Annotated in this window: 17 protein-coding genes and 2 pseudogenes; 9 read left to right on the top strand and 10 right to left on the bottom strand. The window is 70.2% G+C overall.

The window, feature by feature from the left end; all coding sequences use genetic code 11:
• Window positions 1-10: 10 nt before the first annotated feature.
• The 3 genes from ACRAWB_RS12355 to ACRAWB_RS12345 form a co-directional block, all read right to left on the bottom strand.
• Window positions 11-1438: a sensor histidine kinase gene (locus tag ACRAWB_RS12355; protein ID WP_431353597.1), complete on the bottom strand. Its 1428-nt coding sequence runs from the start codon at window positions 1436-1438 to the stop codon at window positions 11-13.
• Window positions 1435-2169, bottom strand: a complete 735-nt coding sequence (locus ACRAWB_RS12350; protein ID WP_431353596.1) for a response regulator transcription factor — start codon at window positions 2167-2169, stop codon at window positions 1435-1437. The genes ACRAWB_RS12355 and ACRAWB_RS12350 overlap by 4 nt, the downstream gene beginning before the upstream one ends.
• 93 nt (window positions 2170-2262) lie before the next feature.
• The gene (locus ACRAWB_RS12345; protein ID WP_064110605.1) at window positions 2263-2697 is read right to left on the bottom strand and encodes an Lrp/AsnC family transcriptional regulator; all 435 of its coding nucleotides are present in this window, start codon (window positions 2695-2697) and stop codon (window positions 2263-2265) included.
• Window positions 2698-2835: 138 nt separating this feature from the next.
• Here ACRAWB_RS12345 and ACRAWB_RS12340 point away from each other — a divergent pair, with 138 nt between their 5' ends.
• The 5 genes and pseudogenes from ACRAWB_RS12340 to ACRAWB_RS12320 all read left to right on the top strand — a co-directional run bounded on the left by ACRAWB_RS12340 (window position 2836) and on the right by ACRAWB_RS12320 (window position 6245).
• Entirely contained in the window at window positions 2836-4320 is a 1485-nt protein-coding gene (locus ACRAWB_RS12340; protein ID WP_431353595.1) for a peptide MFS transporter, read from the top strand.
• Between the two features lie 38 nt (window positions 4321-4358).
• Entirely contained in the window at window positions 4359-5018 is a 660-nt protein-coding gene (locus ACRAWB_RS12335) for an MOSC domain-containing protein (protein ID WP_431354512.1), read from the top strand.
• A 57-nt stretch (window positions 5019-5075) separates the two neighbouring features.
• Window positions 5076-5531, top strand: coding sequence for a VOC family protein (locus ACRAWB_RS12330; RefSeq protein ID WP_431353594.1), 456 nt, complete (start codon window positions 5076-5078; stop codon window positions 5529-5531).
• Window positions 5532-5535: 4 nt separating this feature from the next.
• Window positions 5536-5772 (top strand): annotated as a pseudogene (locus ACRAWB_RS12325) (winged helix-turn-helix transcriptional regulator); the annotation flags it as partial.
• Window positions 5773-5987: 215 nt separating this feature from the next.
• Window positions 5988-6245, top strand: a complete 258-nt coding sequence (locus ACRAWB_RS12320) for a hypothetical protein (protein WP_431353593.1) — start codon at window positions 5988-5990, stop codon at window positions 6243-6245.
• Between the two features lie 16 nt (window positions 6246-6261).
• On the opposite strand, the gene ACRAWB_RS12315 is transcribed toward ACRAWB_RS12320, so the two are convergent.
• The 7 genes from ACRAWB_RS12315 to ACRAWB_RS12285 form a co-directional block, all read right to left on the bottom strand.
• Entirely contained in the window at window positions 6262-7122 is an 861-nt protein-coding gene (locus ACRAWB_RS12315) for an aldo/keto reductase (RefSeq protein WP_431353592.1), read from the bottom strand.
• A 31-nt stretch (window positions 7123-7153) separates the two neighbouring features.
• Window positions 7154-8125: an aldo/keto reductase gene (locus ACRAWB_RS12310; protein WP_431353591.1), complete on the bottom strand. Its 972-nt coding sequence runs from the start codon at window positions 8123-8125 to the stop codon at window positions 7154-7156.
• Window positions 8126-8189: 64 nt separating this feature from the next.
• Window positions 8190-8435 (bottom strand): glutaredoxin family protein, encoded by a 246-nt coding sequence (locus ACRAWB_RS12305; RefSeq protein ID WP_064110614.1) that lies wholly within the window; start codon window positions 8433-8435, stop codon window positions 8190-8192.
• Between the two features lie 18 nt (window positions 8436-8453).
• A complete protein-coding gene (locus ACRAWB_RS12300) occupies window positions 8454-9104 on the bottom strand; it encodes a nucleoside/nucleotide kinase family protein (protein WP_431353590.1) in 651 nt (216 codons plus the stop codon).
• A 4-nt stretch (window positions 9105-9108) separates the two neighbouring features.
• Entirely contained in the window at window positions 9109-10062 is a 954-nt protein-coding gene (pip, locus tag ACRAWB_RS12295; protein ID WP_431353589.1) for a prolyl aminopeptidase, read from the bottom strand.
• Between the two features lie 20 nt (window positions 10063-10082).
• Entirely contained in the window at window positions 10083-11381 is a 1299-nt protein-coding gene (locus ACRAWB_RS12290; RefSeq protein WP_431353588.1) for an MFS transporter, read from the bottom strand.
• A 5-nt stretch (window positions 11382-11386) separates the two neighbouring features.
• Entirely contained in the window at window positions 11387-11818 is a 432-nt protein-coding gene (locus ACRAWB_RS12285; RefSeq protein WP_431353587.1) for a MarR family winged helix-turn-helix transcriptional regulator, read from the bottom strand.
• 73 nt (window positions 11819-11891) lie between these two features.
• Between ACRAWB_RS12285 and ACRAWB_RS12280 the strand changes: the two are divergent.
• From ACRAWB_RS12280 to ACRAWB_RS12265, 4 genes and pseudogenes are all read left to right on the top strand, one after another.
• Window positions 11892-12766, top strand: a pseudogene (locus ACRAWB_RS12280) (alpha/beta fold hydrolase).
• A 104-nt stretch (window positions 12767-12870) separates the two neighbouring features.
• Window positions 12871-14205 (top strand): alpha/beta hydrolase, encoded by a 1335-nt coding sequence (locus ACRAWB_RS12275; protein ID WP_431353586.1) that lies wholly within the window; start codon window positions 12871-12873, stop codon window positions 14203-14205.
• A 71-nt stretch (window positions 14206-14276) separates the two neighbouring features.
• Window positions 14277-14495 (top strand): hypothetical protein, encoded by a 219-nt coding sequence (locus tag ACRAWB_RS12270; protein ID WP_431353585.1) that lies wholly within the window; start codon window positions 14277-14279, stop codon window positions 14493-14495.
• 9 nt (window positions 14496-14504) lie between these two features.
• Window positions 14505-15554, top strand: coding sequence for a lipoate--protein ligase family protein (locus tag ACRAWB_RS12265; protein ID WP_431353584.1), 1050 nt, complete (start codon window positions 14505-14507; stop codon window positions 15552-15554).
• Window positions 15555-15558: the final 4 nt, after the last annotated feature.

Below are 15558 nucleotides of genomic sequence, written 5' to 3'. Positions count from 1 at the left end.
CGGTGACGCCCTAGTCGCGCCGGATGGGCAACGTCACCGTCACCGTCAGCCCGGACGGCTCCGCGTTCGCCAGCACGACCCGGCCGCCGGCCGCGTCCGCCAACGCGCCCACGATCGCGAGCCCCAGGCCGCCGCCGGACTGACCGGTCCGGGCGTTGTCCGCGCGGGTGAAGCGGTCCAGCGCCACCGGGATGAACTCCTCCGGCATGCCGGGGCCCGTATCGCGCACCGTCAGAACGACGGATTCGCCGTCGCCGTCCGCATCGGGCTCCAGCACCAGCGTCGCCGTGACGGTCGCTTCGGGCCGTTCCCCTCCGGCCGCGCGGATCGCCGTGATCGCGTTGCCGAGCAGGTTGTCCAGGATGCGTCCGAAGTCCGTCGGTGAGAGCGCCACCCGGGAACCCGGCGCGGGCCGGCGGCGGGGGTCGTACTCGAAGTCCACCGAGATCCCCGCCGAATCGTCGTCGCTGCTCACCAGCAGGCGCGCCCGGTCGATCGCGTCCGTCAGCTCGTCGACGAGCGTGCGCCAGTCGATGCGCCCGCTCGACGGGCCGGCCTCGATGCGCGACAGCTCGAGCAGGTTGTTCGCCAGCTGGCCCAGCCGGATCGCGGTGGAATGCGACGAGCGGATGTCGTGGAGCAGCGCGTCCGGGTCGCCTGCATCCAGCTCCGCCAGTTCCAGCTGGCCGCGCAGCACCGCCAGGGGTGTCCGCAGCTCGTGGCTCGCGTCCGACACCATCTGGCGCTCACGGTCCGCCGAGGCCCGCAGTCGGAGGATCAGGTCGTTGAGTGTCGTCGCGAGCTCCGACAGCTCGTCCTGAGCGGGACCGACCGGTAGCAGGCCGGCCTCGTCGGGGGTGGAGGCGGCGATCCGGTCCGCCTGCTCGCGCATCCGGCTCACCGGGCGCAGGGCGGTGCGCGTCAGCAACCACGACGCCGCGCCGAAGGCGAAGATCAGCACGCCGGCGCCGGCGAGAAGGGCGGCGGTCAGGCGGTCGACGACCAGCGCGGTCGTCTCCTCGTTCCGCGCCGCCACCACGTGCATCACCCCGGTCGACGTGTTGACGCTGCGCGTGAGCACGAGATAGTGCTCGTCACCCGCCTGCACCTCCCGCGACTGATCGCCCTGCTCCGTCAGGTCGTCGATGCGCTCCTCCAGGGCCTCCGGGAGCGTGGAGGCCAGGATGGTTCCGTCCGCGGAGACGATCGCGAGCTCCTGCCCGCCTCCGGGGAGGTCGAACGGACCGCCGGGCTTGCTCGGAAGGGCCTCAGCGGGCGCCGCGACGTCGTTCGACAGGAGGGTGACGGTCGCGTTGTGCAGGATCGACGAGACGCCGATGCGGATGATGACGACCGCGACGAGAGCGAACAGAGCGGCGACGAGCAGGCTGCCGATCGTGATCCGCGCCGTGATCGACAGGCGCCGCAGCCGGTTCACGGGGCCGAGGCTGCGTCGTGCGCGGGGGAGTCGGCGGTCGAGCGCTTCGCGTCCGCGGCGTTACGTGCATCCAGGCGATAGCCGCGGCCCCGCTCGGTGACGATCGAGAGGCCGGCCCCCGCCGCGTCGAGCTTCTTGCGCAGGTACGAGACGTACTGGTCGATGACGTTGGTGCCGATGTTCTCGGTCGTACCCCACACCGACTCGAGGATGTCGGAGCGCGAGAGCGTCTTGTCCGGGTTGGTGGCGAACAGCCGGAGCAGTGTGAACTCGCGGCGGCTCAGCGGCATCTCGTGGCCGGCGACGAGGGCCTGGTGCTCGTGCGAGTCGATGGTGAGGCGGCCGACGGTGACCTGGGGACGCATCCCGGTCGGCTCTCGGCGCAGCAGGGCACGGACGCGAGCGGCGAGCTCGGCGAACGCGAACGGCTTCGTCAGGTAGTCGTCGGCACCGGAGTCGAGACCGTGGACGCGGTCCTCGATGGCGTCGCGCGCGGTCAGCAGCAGGATGGGCATCGGGTTCGACGCCTCGCGGATGTGGCGGCACAGCTCGAACCCGCTCATCCCGGGCAGCATGACGTCGATCGCGGCGGCCGAGAAGGCGTCGGAGCGGAGCGCGATCATCGCGTCCACGCCGTTCGTGACGAGGGTCACGTCATAGCCCTCGGCCGCGAGACCGCGCTGGACCAGACCCCCCATGTCCGGATCGTCTTCGACAACGAGCAATTTCATGCGCCCATCGTGCCACTCTTGCCCGTGTCCGCGCTCGGATGCGGGCGCCCGGCGTACCGCGGGCGCTGAACGTTCTCGCAGGCGTTGTCCAGCTCAGCTTCCGCGGTTGATCAGGCGGGAGAGCACGATCGCGCTGCGGGTGTGGTCGACGTTGGGCGCGAGGCGCACCTTCTCGAGCGCCGCCTCCAGGCTCGGGATGTCGCGCGAGCGGATGTGCACGATCGCGTCGGCGCTCCCGGTCACGGTCCCCGCATCCACCACCTCCGGCACGGCGGACAGGATGCGCAGCAGCTCCTCCGGCGACACCGTGCCGCGGCAGAACAGCTCGACGTAGGCCTCGGTGCTCATGCCGTCGATCGCCGGGTCGACCTGGATGGTGAACCCGCGGATGACCCCGTCGGCGACCAGCCGGTCCACGCGCCGCTTCACGGCCGACGCCGACAGCCCGACGACGGAGCCGATGTCGCCGTACCCGGCGCGCGCGTTCTGACGCAGGAGGTCGAGGATGCTGCGATCGAGGTTGTCCATGCGCAGAGCTTATGGGGATTCGTTGCGTGAATTCCGGAATTGCGGCCAAATCGTGCGCGTCAGGCCGACGACTCCATGTCTCGACGCTGGGCCGCCGGGCCGAGCCGGGCATATCGCGCGCGACGTGAGGGTGGCACCATGGGCGCCATGAGCGACACGGATACCGCGCCGGCGAGGCGCGAAGACGACGCGAGCCACGGTTTCTTCGGGCAGCCGCGCGCGCTGGCGAACATCTTCGGCGTGGAGATGTGGGAGCGGTTCTCCTTCTACGGGATGCAGGGCATCCTGCTCATCTACCTGTATTACTCCGCCGAGCAGGGCGGCCTCGGCATCGACCAGGCGACCGCCGCCGGCATCGTCGGCGCGTACGGCGGCGCCGTCTACCTGTCGACGATCCTCGGCGCGTGGCTGGCCGACCGGCTGTTCGGCTCTGAGCGCGTCCTGTTCTGGAGTGCGGTCGTCATCATGGCGGGCCACATCTCGCTGGCGCTCATCCCGGGCGTCGGCGGCGTGCTCGTCGGTCTGCTCCTCGTCGCGCTCGGCAGCGGCGGCCTCAAGGCGAACGCCACCCGCATCGTCGGGACGCTGTACGAGGAGAAGGACCCGCGCCGCGACGCCGGCTTCTCGCTGTTCTACCTCGGCATCAACCTCGGCGCGTTCTTCGGACCGCTGCTGACCGGACTGCTGCAGACCACGCTCGGCTTCCACTGGGGCTTCGGGCTGGCCGCGGTCGGGATGGCGATCGGCCTCATCCAGTACTCGATCGGACGCAGGCGGCTTCCGGATGCGTCCCGCGTCATCCCGAACCCGCTTCCCCGCTCGCGCTACCCGTTGATGATCGGGATCGGCGCGGCCGCTCTCGTCGTCATCCTGGTGCTGGTCTTCACGGGCGTGGTGAACGCGTCCAACCTCGCGCTGTGGGTGATCGGTGTGACCATCGTCGCCGCCATCGCGTACTTCGCCGTGATGATGAGCTCGAAGTTGGTGAACAGCGACGAGCGCAGCCGTCTGGTGGCGTTCATCCCGCTGTTCATCACCAACGCCGCCTTCTGGTCGCTCTACCAGCAGCAGTTCACGGTGGTGACGATCTACTCGGACAAGCGGCTCGACCGGAACCTGTTCGGGTGGGAGTTCCCGGTGTCGTGGGTCCAGTCCATCAACCCGATCTTCATCATCGTGTTCTCGGGCGTCTTCGCGGCGATCTGGACGAAGTGGGGGGCGAAGCAGCCCTCAGCGCCGATCAAGTTCGCGGCAGGGACGGTGCTGATGGGGCTGGCGTTCTTCCTCTTCCTGTTCTGGTCGGGCGGCGGCGAGAACAGCACTCCGCTGCTCGCGATGGTCGGCATCCTCTTCGTCTTCACGATCGCGGAACTGTTGATCTCGCCTCCCGGGCTGTCGGTGACGACCAAGCTCGCGCCGCGCAAATTCCAGGCGCAGATGGTGGCGCTGTACTTCCTGTCGGTGGCGCTCGGCACGGCGATGGCGGGCCAGCTCGCGAAGCTCTACAACCCCGACACGGAGGCGCTGTACTTCTCGCTCATCGGCGGCGTCGCGGTCGTGATCGGCGTCCTCCTGGCGCTGATCAGTCGGTGGGTGCTGCGGATGATGCGGGGCGTCCGCTGACGCGCGCCTGCGATACTGGCCCGATGGGATCGGAGTCGATGGCCGAGGTTCGCGCGGTGTGCGTCGTGGAGCAGCTGCTCCACGACTCGGGGGTGGTCGGCGTCACTGCGATCGACAAGCGGCCGGTGGAGAAGCGGCTGCGCGTGCGTCCGCTCGGCCTCCACGGCGATGTGCAGGCGAACCGGAAGCACCACGGCGGCGCCTCGAAGGCGGTGTACGCCTACGCGGAGGAGGACGCCGCGTTCTGGGCGGAGGAGCTGGGGAGGGACATCCCGGCCGGGTTGTTCGGTGAGAACCTGCGCACCTCCGGAATCGACGTGAACGGCGCCGAGATCGGCGAGCGGTGGGCCATCGGTGACGAGCTGGTCCTCGAGGTCACTTGCCCGCGAACCCCGTGCTCGACGTTCCAGCGCAGGATGCGCGAGCCGCATTGGGTCAAGCGGTTCGCCGACGAGGGTCGTCCGGGAGCCTATCTCTCCGTGGTGAAGTCGGGCAGCGTCGGCGCCGGCGACGAGATCCGGGTGGTGTCGCGACCGGGTCACGGCGTGACGATCGCGTCGTGGTTCTCGGGCGCGGACGCCGCTCAGGCCGAGACGCTTGAGCGGGCGGAGAAGGAGGGCCGCGTCCATCTGGCACGCGAGATGCGCGAGGCGATCGAGAAGATCCGCTCGCGTCCTTTACTTGCTATTGACAAGTGAACTTGCAAAGAGCAAGCTAAGCGTGTTCGGATCGCTCGACACCCTTTGGAGCTCACCATGTCACTCAACATCTTCGTCAACTTCACGACGGACGACCTCGACCGCGCGAAGGCCTTCTACGAAGCCCTCGGGTACACCATCAACCCCATGTTCACCGACGAGAACGCGGCGTGCGTGGTCCTCAGCGACACCATCTACTTCATGGTGCAGACGCGCGAGTTCTACGCCACCTTCACCGACAAGAAGATCATCGACCCGCACACCGAGGCGGGCGCATCCATCGCACTGAGCCAGGACTCGCGCGAGGAGGTCGACGCCATCGTCGCAAAGGGCTTGGAGGCGGGCGGCAGCGAGCCGCGCCCGGCGCAGGACTACGGCTTCATGTACTCGCGCGACCTCGAGGACCCGGACGGCAACCTGCTGTCCTTCCTCTACATGGTCCCGGCGGCCGTCGAGAAGGGCCCGGAGGCTTACCTGGCCGAGCAGGGAGCCGGCGCGGCGGCGCAGGCCTGACCGGATGGCTGCACGGTCCCCGCGCGGCTTCGGCCAGTCCGGCGGGACGGCGCGCGCTCTCGAGCGGGTCGGGGAGCGGTGGGCTCTGCTCATCGTCCGCGACCTGCTCGCCGGTGCGCGCCGTTACAGCGACCTCAAGGCCGGGCTGCCGCGCATCCCGACCAACATCCTCAGCGACCGGTTGAAGGAGCTGCAGGAGGCGGGCGTCGTGCGTCGCGTGCCGGCGGTGCGCGGCGGCTACGAGCTGACGCCACTGGGCCGCGAGCTGGAGCCGGTCGTGCTGGCGTTGGAGCGGTGGGGATGGGCGCTGCCCGCCGACGAGCCCGCTGCGGGCGACGTGTTCACAGCCGACGCGCTGGCCGTGACGCTGCGCGCGGCCTTCCGCGGCTCGGATGCGGAGCGGCTGCCGGCGACCGAGTACCTGCTGCACGTGGGGAGGCGTCCCTCAGTGCGATCGTGGACGGCGGCTCGCTCGATGTGCTCGACGTCGGTCCGGAGGCGCTGCCGCATCCGCAGCGCCGCCTCGCCGTGCCGTCGCCGGACGACGTGCTGGAGTTCCAGCTGCAGCCCGGCCAGCTGGCGGCCCTGCTCGGCGAGGGCTCTCCGCGGCTGGACGTGCTGGCCGGTCGTGCCGAGCTGGTGGACCGGTTCCGGCGCACCTTCCGGTTCGACCAGGTGCCCGGTGCGGAGGCCGCCGAGGCGTCGGCGGCCTGACGCACCGGGCTGCGGGTCAGGCTGCGTTCAGCTGAGCCAGCTCCTCGGGCGTGAGCTCGACATCCACCGCGGTCACCGAGTCGCGAATGGTCTCCGGGCGCGACGAGCCGGGAATCGGGATGACGTGCGGGCTCTGCGCCAGGTGCCAGGCGAGCGCGACGACCTGCGGGCTGATGCCGCGTGCCTCGGCCACCTGGTTGAACGGCTCGAACCGGCTGCCGAGGTCGGCGGCCGACGTGATACCGCCGAGCGGGCTCCACGGGAGGAACGCGATGCCGAGCTCGTCGGCGAGGCGCAGCTCCGGCTCGCTGGAGCGGAACGCCGGCGAGAACTGGTTCTGCACGGACACCAGCCGGCCGCCGAGGATGTCGTTCGCCTCGCGGATCTGCTGCGGGTTCGCGTTCGAGATGCCTGCCATGCGGATGACCCCCTCGTCGAGGAGGTCGCGGACGGCGCCCACCGAGTCGGCGTACGGGACGTCCGGGTCCGGGCGGTGGAACTGGTACAGCCCGATCGCGTCGCCGCCGAGCCGGCGCAGCGACTCCTTCGCAGCGCTCTTGATGTACTCGGGGCTGCCGTTGACGGTCCACGAGCCGTCGCCCGGGCGGAGGTGGCCGCCCTTGGTGGCGACGAGCACCGACGAGGCGTCCCCGCTCCAGGTGCGCAGTGCCTCCGCGATGAGCTCTTCGTTGTGGCCGACCTCGTCGGCGTGCAGGTGGTAGGCGTCCGCCGTGTCGATGAAGGTGATCCCCTCGTCGAGCGCGGCGTGGATGGTCTTGATCGAGCGCTCGCGGTCCGGGCGTCCCTCGATCGACATGGGCATCCCGCCGAGGCCGATGGCCGAGACCTGGACGTCTCCGATGGTGCGTGTCTTCACTGCTGTCCTTTCGTTCCGGTCGCGACCCGGGTCACCAGGCGTAGTCCTCGGGCGCCGTGCGGTGCCCCGGGAAGATCTCGTCGAGCCGCGCGAGCGCCGCGTCGTCGAGGTGGATGTCGAGCGCGCGCAGGGCGCCGTCGAGCTGTTCCTGCGTGCGCGGGCCGATGATCGGGCCCGTCACGCCGGGGCGTGTGAGCAGCCAGGCGAGAGCGAGGTCGCCCGGCTCGTGGCCGAGCTCGTCCGCGAACGCCTCGTAGGCCTCGATCGCCTCGCGGTGCTTCTCGAAGGTCTTGCCGGCGATGCCCTCCAGGCGCCGCTTGCCCTCGTTCTGCTTGCGGGCGACGCCGCCGAGCAGGCCTCCCTGCAGCGGCGACCAGGCGATCACGCCGACGCCGTTCGCCTGCGCGGCGGGCAGCACTTCCAGCTCCACCTGGCGGGTGAGGAGGTTGTAGATGGACTGCTCGCTCACCAGTCCGAGCAGGTTGCGCTTCCGGGCCTCCGCCTGGGCGGTGGCGATGTGCCACCCGGCGAAGTTGCTGGACCCGGCGTACAGGATCTTGCCCTGCGCGATGGCGGTCTCGATGCCCTGCCAGATCTCGTCCCAGGGAGTGTCCCGGTCGACGTGGTGGAACTGGTAGAGGTCGATGTAGTCGGTCTGCAGCCGCTGCAGGCTCGCATCCAGGGCACGGCGGATGTTGAGCGCCGACAGCCGGCCCTCGTTGGGCCAGTCGCCCATGTCGCCGTACAGCTTGGTGGCGAGGACGGTGCGCTCGCGCCGCCCGCCGCCCTGGCTGAACCAGTTGCCGATGATGGTCTCGGTCGCACCCTTGCCGAGGTGCTGCCCGTACGAGTTGGCGGTGTCGAAGAAGTTGATTCCCGCGTCGTGCGCGGAGTCCATGATCCGGTGCGAATCCTCCTCGCTCGTCTGCGGCCCGAAGTTCATGGTGCCGAGGACGAGACGGGAGACCTTCAGGCCGGACCGGCCGAGGTGTGTGTACTCCATATCCGCCAGCCAACTCCTGCGGTGGGCGGATGTCCAACTGGATGACGCGTCACTGAGAAGACGCTCAGCCGCGGAGCGCTGCCTCCAGCTCGGGGTCGGTCGGCTCGACCAGGTGGCGGCCGTCCGGCAGGACGATGACCGGGATGTTCGTGCGGCCGCTGATCTCGCGGGCGCGGTCCGCCTCCTCCGGGCGGGCGACGAGGTCGATGTACTCGTAGTCGGTGCCGAGGCGGTCGAGGAGGGACTTGGAGCGGATGCAGTCGCGGCACCAGTCGGCGCCGTACACGGTCACGCGGGCGGGGGAGGTCATGCCTCCACCCTACGGAACTCAGGCTGAGAGTCCGGCGGTGCCGTCCACCACCAGGGTCGCGCGCGGGCGGGACGCCTCGATCAGCACGGCGTTCGCGCCGTCGACGTCGCGGGCCCACGCGGTCGCCGCTTCGACGCTGCGGCCGTGGCGCGTATGACGGTCGACGAGGCGGCGCATCCGCTCGTCCTCCGGGGTCGCGACGAACCAGCTCTCGGCCAGGAGCGAGGGGATGCGCGACCAGGGGTCGTCGTCCACCAGGAGGTAGTTGCCCTCCGCGACCACGAGCCGGGTCTCCGGCGCGATCGCGATGGAACCCGCGACCGGCTCGTCCACGGTCCGCTCGAAAGCGGGAGCGTAGACGACGTTGGTCCGCTCGGCGAGCACCCGCGCGAGCAGGGCGGCGAAGCCCCAGCCGTCGAAGGTGTCGATCGCGCCCTTGCGGTCGTGGCGACCGAGGGCGTCCAGCGTCGCGTTGGCGAGGTGAAAGCCGTCCATCGGCAGGTGCACGGCGGTGCCCGGGGCAGCCAGGTCGTTCGCACGGTCGGCGACGGCGCGGGCGAGGGTCGTCTTGCCGGAGCCGGGGCTCCCGGCGACGCCGATGACGGCGCGCCCGCCGTCCGGGACGAGCGCGAGGGCGCGCTGGGCCAGCGCGGTCAGGTCGAGGGTCACTGTCTTATTCTCCCTGCGCCGCGAACGAGCTGATCGCCTCGGCCATCCGCTCCGACGACTCCGGGCCGCCGTGTCCCTCGCCTTCGACGACGATGAGCCGGCTGGCCGGCCAGCGGCGGTGCAGCAGCCACGGCGTGATGACCGGGCCGCTCACGGCGTGGCGGCCGTGGATGAGAACCGCGGGGATCTCCGCCAGCTCGTCCACGCGGTTCAGGATGGCGCGGTCGCCGGGCAGGAAGGCATCGTTCGCCCAGTAGTGGGTGACCAGGGTCGCGAACACCTGGCGCTGCACCGGGTCCTCGTGGAGCGGGCCGGGGGCGAAGTTCGGATCGAGGGACACGTGGGTCGACTCCCACGCATCCCACGCGTCGGCGGCCGCCGCGCGCTCGGCGGGGGTGCCGGTCGCGAGCACGCGTGCGTAGGCCTCGACCACGCGCTCGCCGGGGCGGCGGTGGGATGCCTGCTCCAGCCGCTCCCACGCCTCCGGGAAGATGCGGCCCATGGTCTCGGTGATCCAGTCCACCTCGTCCCCGCCGGTCGTGGTGACCGCGCCGAGCACGATGCCCCGGACGCGGTCGGGATGCGCGAGCGCGTAGGCGAGCGCCAGAGTCGACCCCCACGAGCCGCCCGTGACCACCCAGCGGTCGATCCCGAGGTGTTCGCGGACCAGCTCGATATCGGCGATCAGTCCGTCGGTGGTGTTCGCAGGGAGGCGGTCGAGCGCGTCCACGACGAGCGGAGTGCTCCGACCGCAGCCGCGCTGTTCGATTCCGACCAAGAGGAAGGCCTCCGGGTCGTAGCGCTTGCGATAGTTGCCGGTGCCGAGTCCGGAGCCGGGGCCTCCGTGAAGCCAGAGGACAGGCACGCCCTGCGGATCGCCGCTGGTCTCCCAGTAGATGCTGTCGCCGTCGGGATTCTCGACGTGACCCTGCGCGAAGGGCTCGGTGACGGGGAACATCCCCGCACCGTATCGCACCGTCAGGACGTGCGGGTGGCCGTCACCTCGGTCTCCTCCAGCTCCTCCCGCACGACCTCGCGCGGAGCGAGCACGAAGCTGGGGCGCATCCCCTCGAACCGGAGACGCAGCCCGCGGTACTTCACCAGGTAGAACACGCCGACCAGGGCCGCGGCGAATCCGCTCGCTGCACCGACGCCCAGCGCCCAGCGCGGGCCGAACGTGTCCGCGACCCAGCCGACGATGGGCGCGCCGATCGGCGTCCCGCCCATGAAGATCGCCATGTAGATGGCCATGACGCGTCCGCGGAGGACGGGATCGGTGGTCATCTGCACGGTGCCGTTGGCGGTCGTCATCAGCGTCTGCGACGAGACGCCGATCGCGATCAGCGCGATCGCGAATAGCCAGTAGGTCGGCATGACGGCGGCCACCGCGCAGCCGAGGCCGAAGAAGGCGGCGCCGGCGAACAGCAGCGAGACGCGCGGTCGGTCGCGGCGTGCCGAGAGGAGCGCGCCGACCACGGACCCGACGGCCATGATCGACGACAGGATGCCGAACTCGCTCGCGCCCTGATGGAACACGCTGACCGACATGGTCGAGATGAAGATCGGGAAGTTGAGTCCGAAGGTGCCGATGAGGAACACCATGATCAGGATCACGATGATGTCCGGGCGGCGTCGCACGTACCGGAAGCCGTCGACGAGTCCGCTGCGTGACCGCTTTGCGCGCTCGGCGCGGTACAGCTGCTCTCGACGCAGCAGCGCGAGCGACAGCAGGACCGCGCCGAAGGTGGCGGCGTTGATCAGGAAGACCCAGCCGGCGCCGACGACCGCCGTGAGCAGGCCCGCGACCGCCGGGCCGATGAGCCGGGCTGCGTTGAAGGAGGCGGAGTTCAGCGCGACGGCGTTGGACAGATTCGGTCCGGCGACGAGCTCCGAGACGAAGGTCTGGCGCGCGGGCGCGTCGAAGGCGGCGACCACGCCCAGCAGCAGCGCGAAGAGGTAGACGTGCCAGAGCTCGACGGCGCCCGTGACGGTGAGGATGCCGAGGCCGAGCCCGAGGAGGCCCATGGCGCCCTGTGTGGCCATGAGCAGCTTGCGGCGGTCGAGGTGGTCGGCCGCCCATCCGGTGACCGGCAGGAGCAGGAGTTGCGGGCCGAACTGCAGCGCCATGACGAACCCGACGGCGGACGCGTTGTTGTGAGTCAGCTGGGTCAGGACGATCCAGTCCTGCGCGGTGCGCTGCATCCACGTTCCGACGTTGGAGACGATCGCGCCGGCCGCCCAGATGCGGTAGTTGACCCCGGCGAGGGAGCGGAACATGGAACTCACGAGTCGGCGAGCTCCCGCATGATCTCGGCGGCCTCGGCCAGCGTCGCGCGCTGCTCCGCAGTCAGAGTGCGCAGGCGCTGGTGCAGCCAGGCGTCGCGGCGCCGGCGGGTCTCGGCCACGAGCTCGACGCCCCGGTGGGTCGGGATGACGACGACCTTGCGGCCGTCCGCCGCGTCGGCGGTGCGCTCGACGTAGCCGGCCTCCTCGAGGCGGTTGACCGTGCGGTTCATCGACGGCGGCTTGACCCGCTCGAACTCGCTCAGACGGCCGATGGTGCCGGAGCCCTCGCGCACGAGGTAGCCCAGGATGGCAGTCTGCGCGTCGCTGAGCTCGTGGTCCTCCTTCTCGGCGCGGAGGCGCCGCGAAAGCCGCGCCACCGCGATCCGGAGGACGCTGCTCAGGTCGTGAGTCGAGATCCGTCCATTCATTACATAGTTAGCCTAACAAATTAGCAAGGCTAAACAAACCCCCTTCGCCGACGGCGTACGCCAGAATGACCCCGTGCAGACCCAGCAGGACAGGACCTTCCAGGACGTGGACGGCGTCCGCATCCACTTCGATGTGTACGCCCCGGATCCCGAGGGCTCACGACCGGCGGCGGTCGTGCAGCTCGCGCACGGGGTCGGGGAGCATGCCGCCCGCTACCGCGCGCTCGCCGAGCACCTGGCCGCAGCCGGATTCCTCGTCTACGCCGACGACCACCTGGGCCACGGCCGCACGGGCATGGACCAGTGGCACGGCGACGCGAGTCGGCTCGGCCGTCTCGGCCCCGGGGCCTGCGGGCGGCCATCCGCGACGTCCACGCGTTCAGCGACCTCATCCGCTCCGAGAACCCGGACCTGCCGCTCGCCTACGTCGGTCACAGCTGGGGGTCGCTCATCGGGCAGCTGCTGCTCAACCGCTACAGCGACGAGTACGACGCGATGGTGCTGTCGGGCACGGCGTACCGGATGCCCGGGTCGATGAACAGCGGCGATCTCAACAAGCGGCACGCGCACCTGGGCACCACCGGAGCGGAATGGCTGAGCCGTGACCCCGAGGTGGCGCGGGCGTTCGTCGAGGACCCGCTGACGACGCTGACTCCGCTGCAGAAGCTGTTCGGGACGCTGGACGCCGCGAGGCTCCTCGGCCGCCCCGCGCGGCACCTCGCCCACGATCTGCCGGTGCTCATCCAAGTGGGATCGGACGACCCGCTGGGCGGCACCGCGAGCGCCCGCAAGCTGGAGCGCGCCTTCCGCCGCCGCTCCGGGCTGTCGGACGTGACGACCATCGTCTACGAAGGCGCGCGGCACGAGGTCTTCAACGAGACCAACAAGGCCGAGGTCTTCGCCGACCTCACGGAGTGGCTGCTGGAGCGCTTCCCGAGCCGCGCCTGACGCCCCGGCGGGTCGCGTCACGATCCCGCTGAGACCTCGTCGTAATCAGTGGACGGGCGAATCCGGATGGGCCGGCGTCGCCGCCCTGACGGGAGGCCGCGCGCGTGAAGAAGGGCAGAGGCGCACGGATCGTCCGGCGGACCTTCGGCTTGGGGCTGGCGGTCGGGGCGGTCATCGGCATCGCCGTCTTCACGCCTCCGCATGCCGCGCCGGTCATCACGGCCGCTGTCGCGCCGCTCTCGCAGGAGGGCCTGGGGGCGATCGACGCCAAGGTCGAAGCCGATCTGGACCGGGTGCAGAAGGTCTCCCCGAAGGAGATCGCCGAGGCGTGGGCGGTCGCGCCGGCCGCGGACAAGCCGAGGATCCTCGCGTCGCTGCCGCCCTCCGCCGGCAACCTCGACGGCCTGCCGTACTCGATCCGCGACACGCTCAACCGCACGGCCCTCGCTCTTCGCACCACCGTCGCCGAGGAGCGCGTGAAGAAGGCGCCGAACGACGAAGCGGCCAAGACGTCGCTCGCCGCCTTCCAAGCCATCGCCAAGTCTCTGAAGCCAGCCAAGCCGCGCCGCCAGCTGGTCACGCTCACGGGCGACCAGCCTCCGCTCGCCGCGATCAGCGTCGGGGAGCTGGACAAGGCGACCGACGTCACGTGGCAGGTGCCCGGCATGGGCACGTACACGACCGACATGCAGCTGTGGTCGCTCGCCGCGCAGAACCTCTGGGCGCAGCAGGGCGCGGCCGGCGCTCCGAAGCACCGGGCGGTCATCGCCTGGATGGGCTACCGGCCGCCGCCGCCGCCGCCCAGCATCGAGGCGGCCCGCGGCGAGTACGCCGAGCAGGGAGCGCCCAACCTGGTGCGCGACATCACGGGCTTCCGTGCGACTCGGGCGAACAACATCGCCGGGATCGCGTTGAACGTGGTGGCGCACTCCTACGGCACCACCCTGACGGCGAATGCGCTGGCGAGCAACGAACTGGGCGTGAGCTCGGTCGTGCTCCTCGGTTCCGCCGGCATCGAGAAGACGATCGGCGGCGCGGCCGAGTTGAACTCGAGGGTGGTGTACGCCTGCGAAGCGGCGAAGGATCCGCAGGCGAGGCTGGGTCGCTTCTCGCGCACCGACCCGCGCGCTCCGACGTTCGGCGCGACCCTGTTCGGCTGCGACGGCGACGAGCGCGAGAAGCTGAAGGCCGTGACCGGGCACGCGCCTATCCTCCACTCCGCCTGGAACGACAAGATCGAGTCCTCGGTCTGGGCGAAAATCGCCGACGTCGTCGATCGGGTCGCGCGTTTCGTCGAGCACCGCGAGAGCTTCGGCTACCTCGACAAGGGAACGGAGTCGCTGGCGAACATCGCGTCGGCGACCGTTCCCGAGCCATCGCGGGCGATCTCGCACGAGGTCTCTCCGGGAAGCACCTCGACCCAGCCTCGCACCTATTGAGTGCGCGGCTCCCGAGGGCCGTCTGGCCAAACCGACTCGACCGTCCCACACTGGCGCCGAGGAGGTGCGCCATGGGACTCGACTTCGCCTTCGGGCTGCTACGGCTGGCGCCCGTCGACAACCCCGCGACCGTGCAGAACCATGAGGAGGTGGGCTTCGCCATCCTCCTCATCCTGGGGATGTTGCTGGTGCTCGTGCTCATCGGACTGGCGGTCAGCATGATCCGGCAACCGGAACGCCAGCTCGACGAGTGGGAGAAGACGGGAAGCGCACCCCCGCCCCGGTCGTAGGCTGAAGGCATGCATGGTGAGTACAAGGTCCCGGGTGGCAAGCTCGTCGTCGTCGACCTCGAGGTGGTCGACGGCCGGATCGCAGACTTCCAGCTCGCCGGAGACTTCTTCCTCGAGCCGGACACCGCCCTGGAGGCGATCAACGAGGCTGTGAACGGCCTCCCCGCCGAGGCCGACGCCAAGACGATCGCCGCCGCGGTCAAGGAGGCGCTTCCCGAGGGCGCCAGCTTGCTCGGCTTCTCGCCGGAGGCCGTCGCCGTGACAGTTCGACGGGCTCTCGCGAAGGCGACCAGCTGGCGCGACTACGACTGGCAGATCGTGCACGCCAAGGCCGTGTCGCCCCAGATGCATCTCGCGCTGGACGAAGTGCTCGCCACCGAGGTGGGGGAGGGCCGCCGCGGGCCGACGCTCCGCATCTGGGAGTGGGACGAGCCGGCGGTCGTGATCGGCAGCTTCCAGTCGGTCAAGAACGAGGTCGACCCCGAGAACGCGGAGAAGTACGGCATCCAGGTCGTCCGCCGCATCTCCGGCGGCGGTGCCATGTTCATGGAGGCCGGGTCGGTCGTCACCTACTCCATCTACGCGCCGGCCGACCTCGTGCAGGGCATGAGCTTCGCCGACAGCTACGCCTTCCTGGACGAGTGGGCGATCATCGCGCTGAAGTCGCTCGGCATCGACGCGGTCTACCAGCCGCTCAACGACATCACGAGCCCGTCCGGCAAGATCGGCGGCGCCGCCCAGAAGCGGCTCGGCTCGGGCGCTGTGCTCCACCACGTCACGATGAGCTACGACATGGACGGCCAGAAGATGACCGAGGTGCTGCGCATCGGCCGCGAGAAGATCAGCGACAAGGGCATCACCAGCGCAGCCAAGCGCGTCGACCCGCTGCGGAGCCAGACCGGCCTCAGCAGGGCCGAGATCATCGAGCAGATGAAGCTGACCTTCAAGAACCTCTACGGCGCGACCGACGGCGACCTCACCGACGCCGAGTACGCCGAGGCGGAGAAGCTGGTCGCCGAGAAGTTCGACACGGAGGAGTGGCTGTACCGCGTCCCGTGACCGG

The organism is Leifsonia poae (genome assembly GCF_050632865.1).
In the GTDB taxonomy this organism is placed as follows: Bacteria; Actinomycetota; Actinomycetes; order Actinomycetales; family Microbacteriaceae; genus Leifsonia; species Leifsonia poae_B.
The sequence above is the reverse complement of the archived record's forward strand: the minus strand, read 5'-3'. Positions and strand labels throughout refer to the sequence as shown.

Bases quoted from the DNA above. Each gene is read 5' to 3' on its own strand.
- ACRAWB_RS12310 (WP_431353591.1), bottom strand. From the start codon at position 8,125: ATGGAGTACACACACCTCGGCCGGTCCGGCCTGAAGGTCTCCCGTCTC.
- ACRAWB_RS12350 (WP_431353596.1), bottom strand. From the start codon at position 2,169: ATGAAATTGCTCGTTGTCGAAGACGATCCGGACATGGGGGGTCTGGTC.
- ACRAWB_RS12285 (WP_431353587.1), bottom strand. From the start codon at position 11,818: ATGAATGGACGGATCTCGACTCACGACCTGAGCAGCGTCCTCCGGATC.
- ACRAWB_RS12335 (WP_431354512.1), top strand. From the start codon at position 4,359: ATGGCCGAGGTTCGCGCGGTGTGCGTCGTGGAGCAGCTGCTCCACGAC.
- ACRAWB_RS12265 (WP_431353584.1), top strand. From the start codon at position 14,505: ATGCATGGTGAGTACAAGGTCCCGGGTGGCAAGCTCGTCGTCGTCGAC.
- ACRAWB_RS12345 (WP_064110605.1), bottom strand. From the start codon at position 2,697: ATGGACAACCTCGATCGCAGCATCCTCGACCTCCTGCGTCAGAACGCG.
- ACRAWB_RS12340 (WP_431353595.1), top strand. From the start codon at position 2,836: ATGGGCGCCATGAGCGACACGGATACCGCGCCGGCGAGGCGCGAAGAC.
- ACRAWB_RS12270 (WP_431353585.1), top strand. From the start codon at position 14,277: ATGGGACTCGACTTCGCCTTCGGGCTGCTACGGCTGGCGCCCGTCGAC.
- ACRAWB_RS12305 (WP_064110614.1), bottom strand. From the start codon at position 8,435: ATGACCTCCCCCGCCCGCGTGACCGTGTACGGCGCCGACTGGTGCCGC.
- ACRAWB_RS12290 (WP_431353588.1), bottom strand. From the start codon at position 11,381: ATGTTCCGCTCCCTCGCCGGGGTCAACTACCGCATCTGGGCGGCCGGC.
- pip (WP_431353589.1), bottom strand. From the start codon at position 10,062: ATGTTCCCCGTCACCGAGCCCTTCGCGCAGGGTCACGTCGAGAATCCC.
- ACRAWB_RS12330 (WP_431353594.1), top strand. From the start codon at position 5,076: ATGTCACTCAACATCTTCGTCAACTTCACGACGGACGACCTCGACCGC.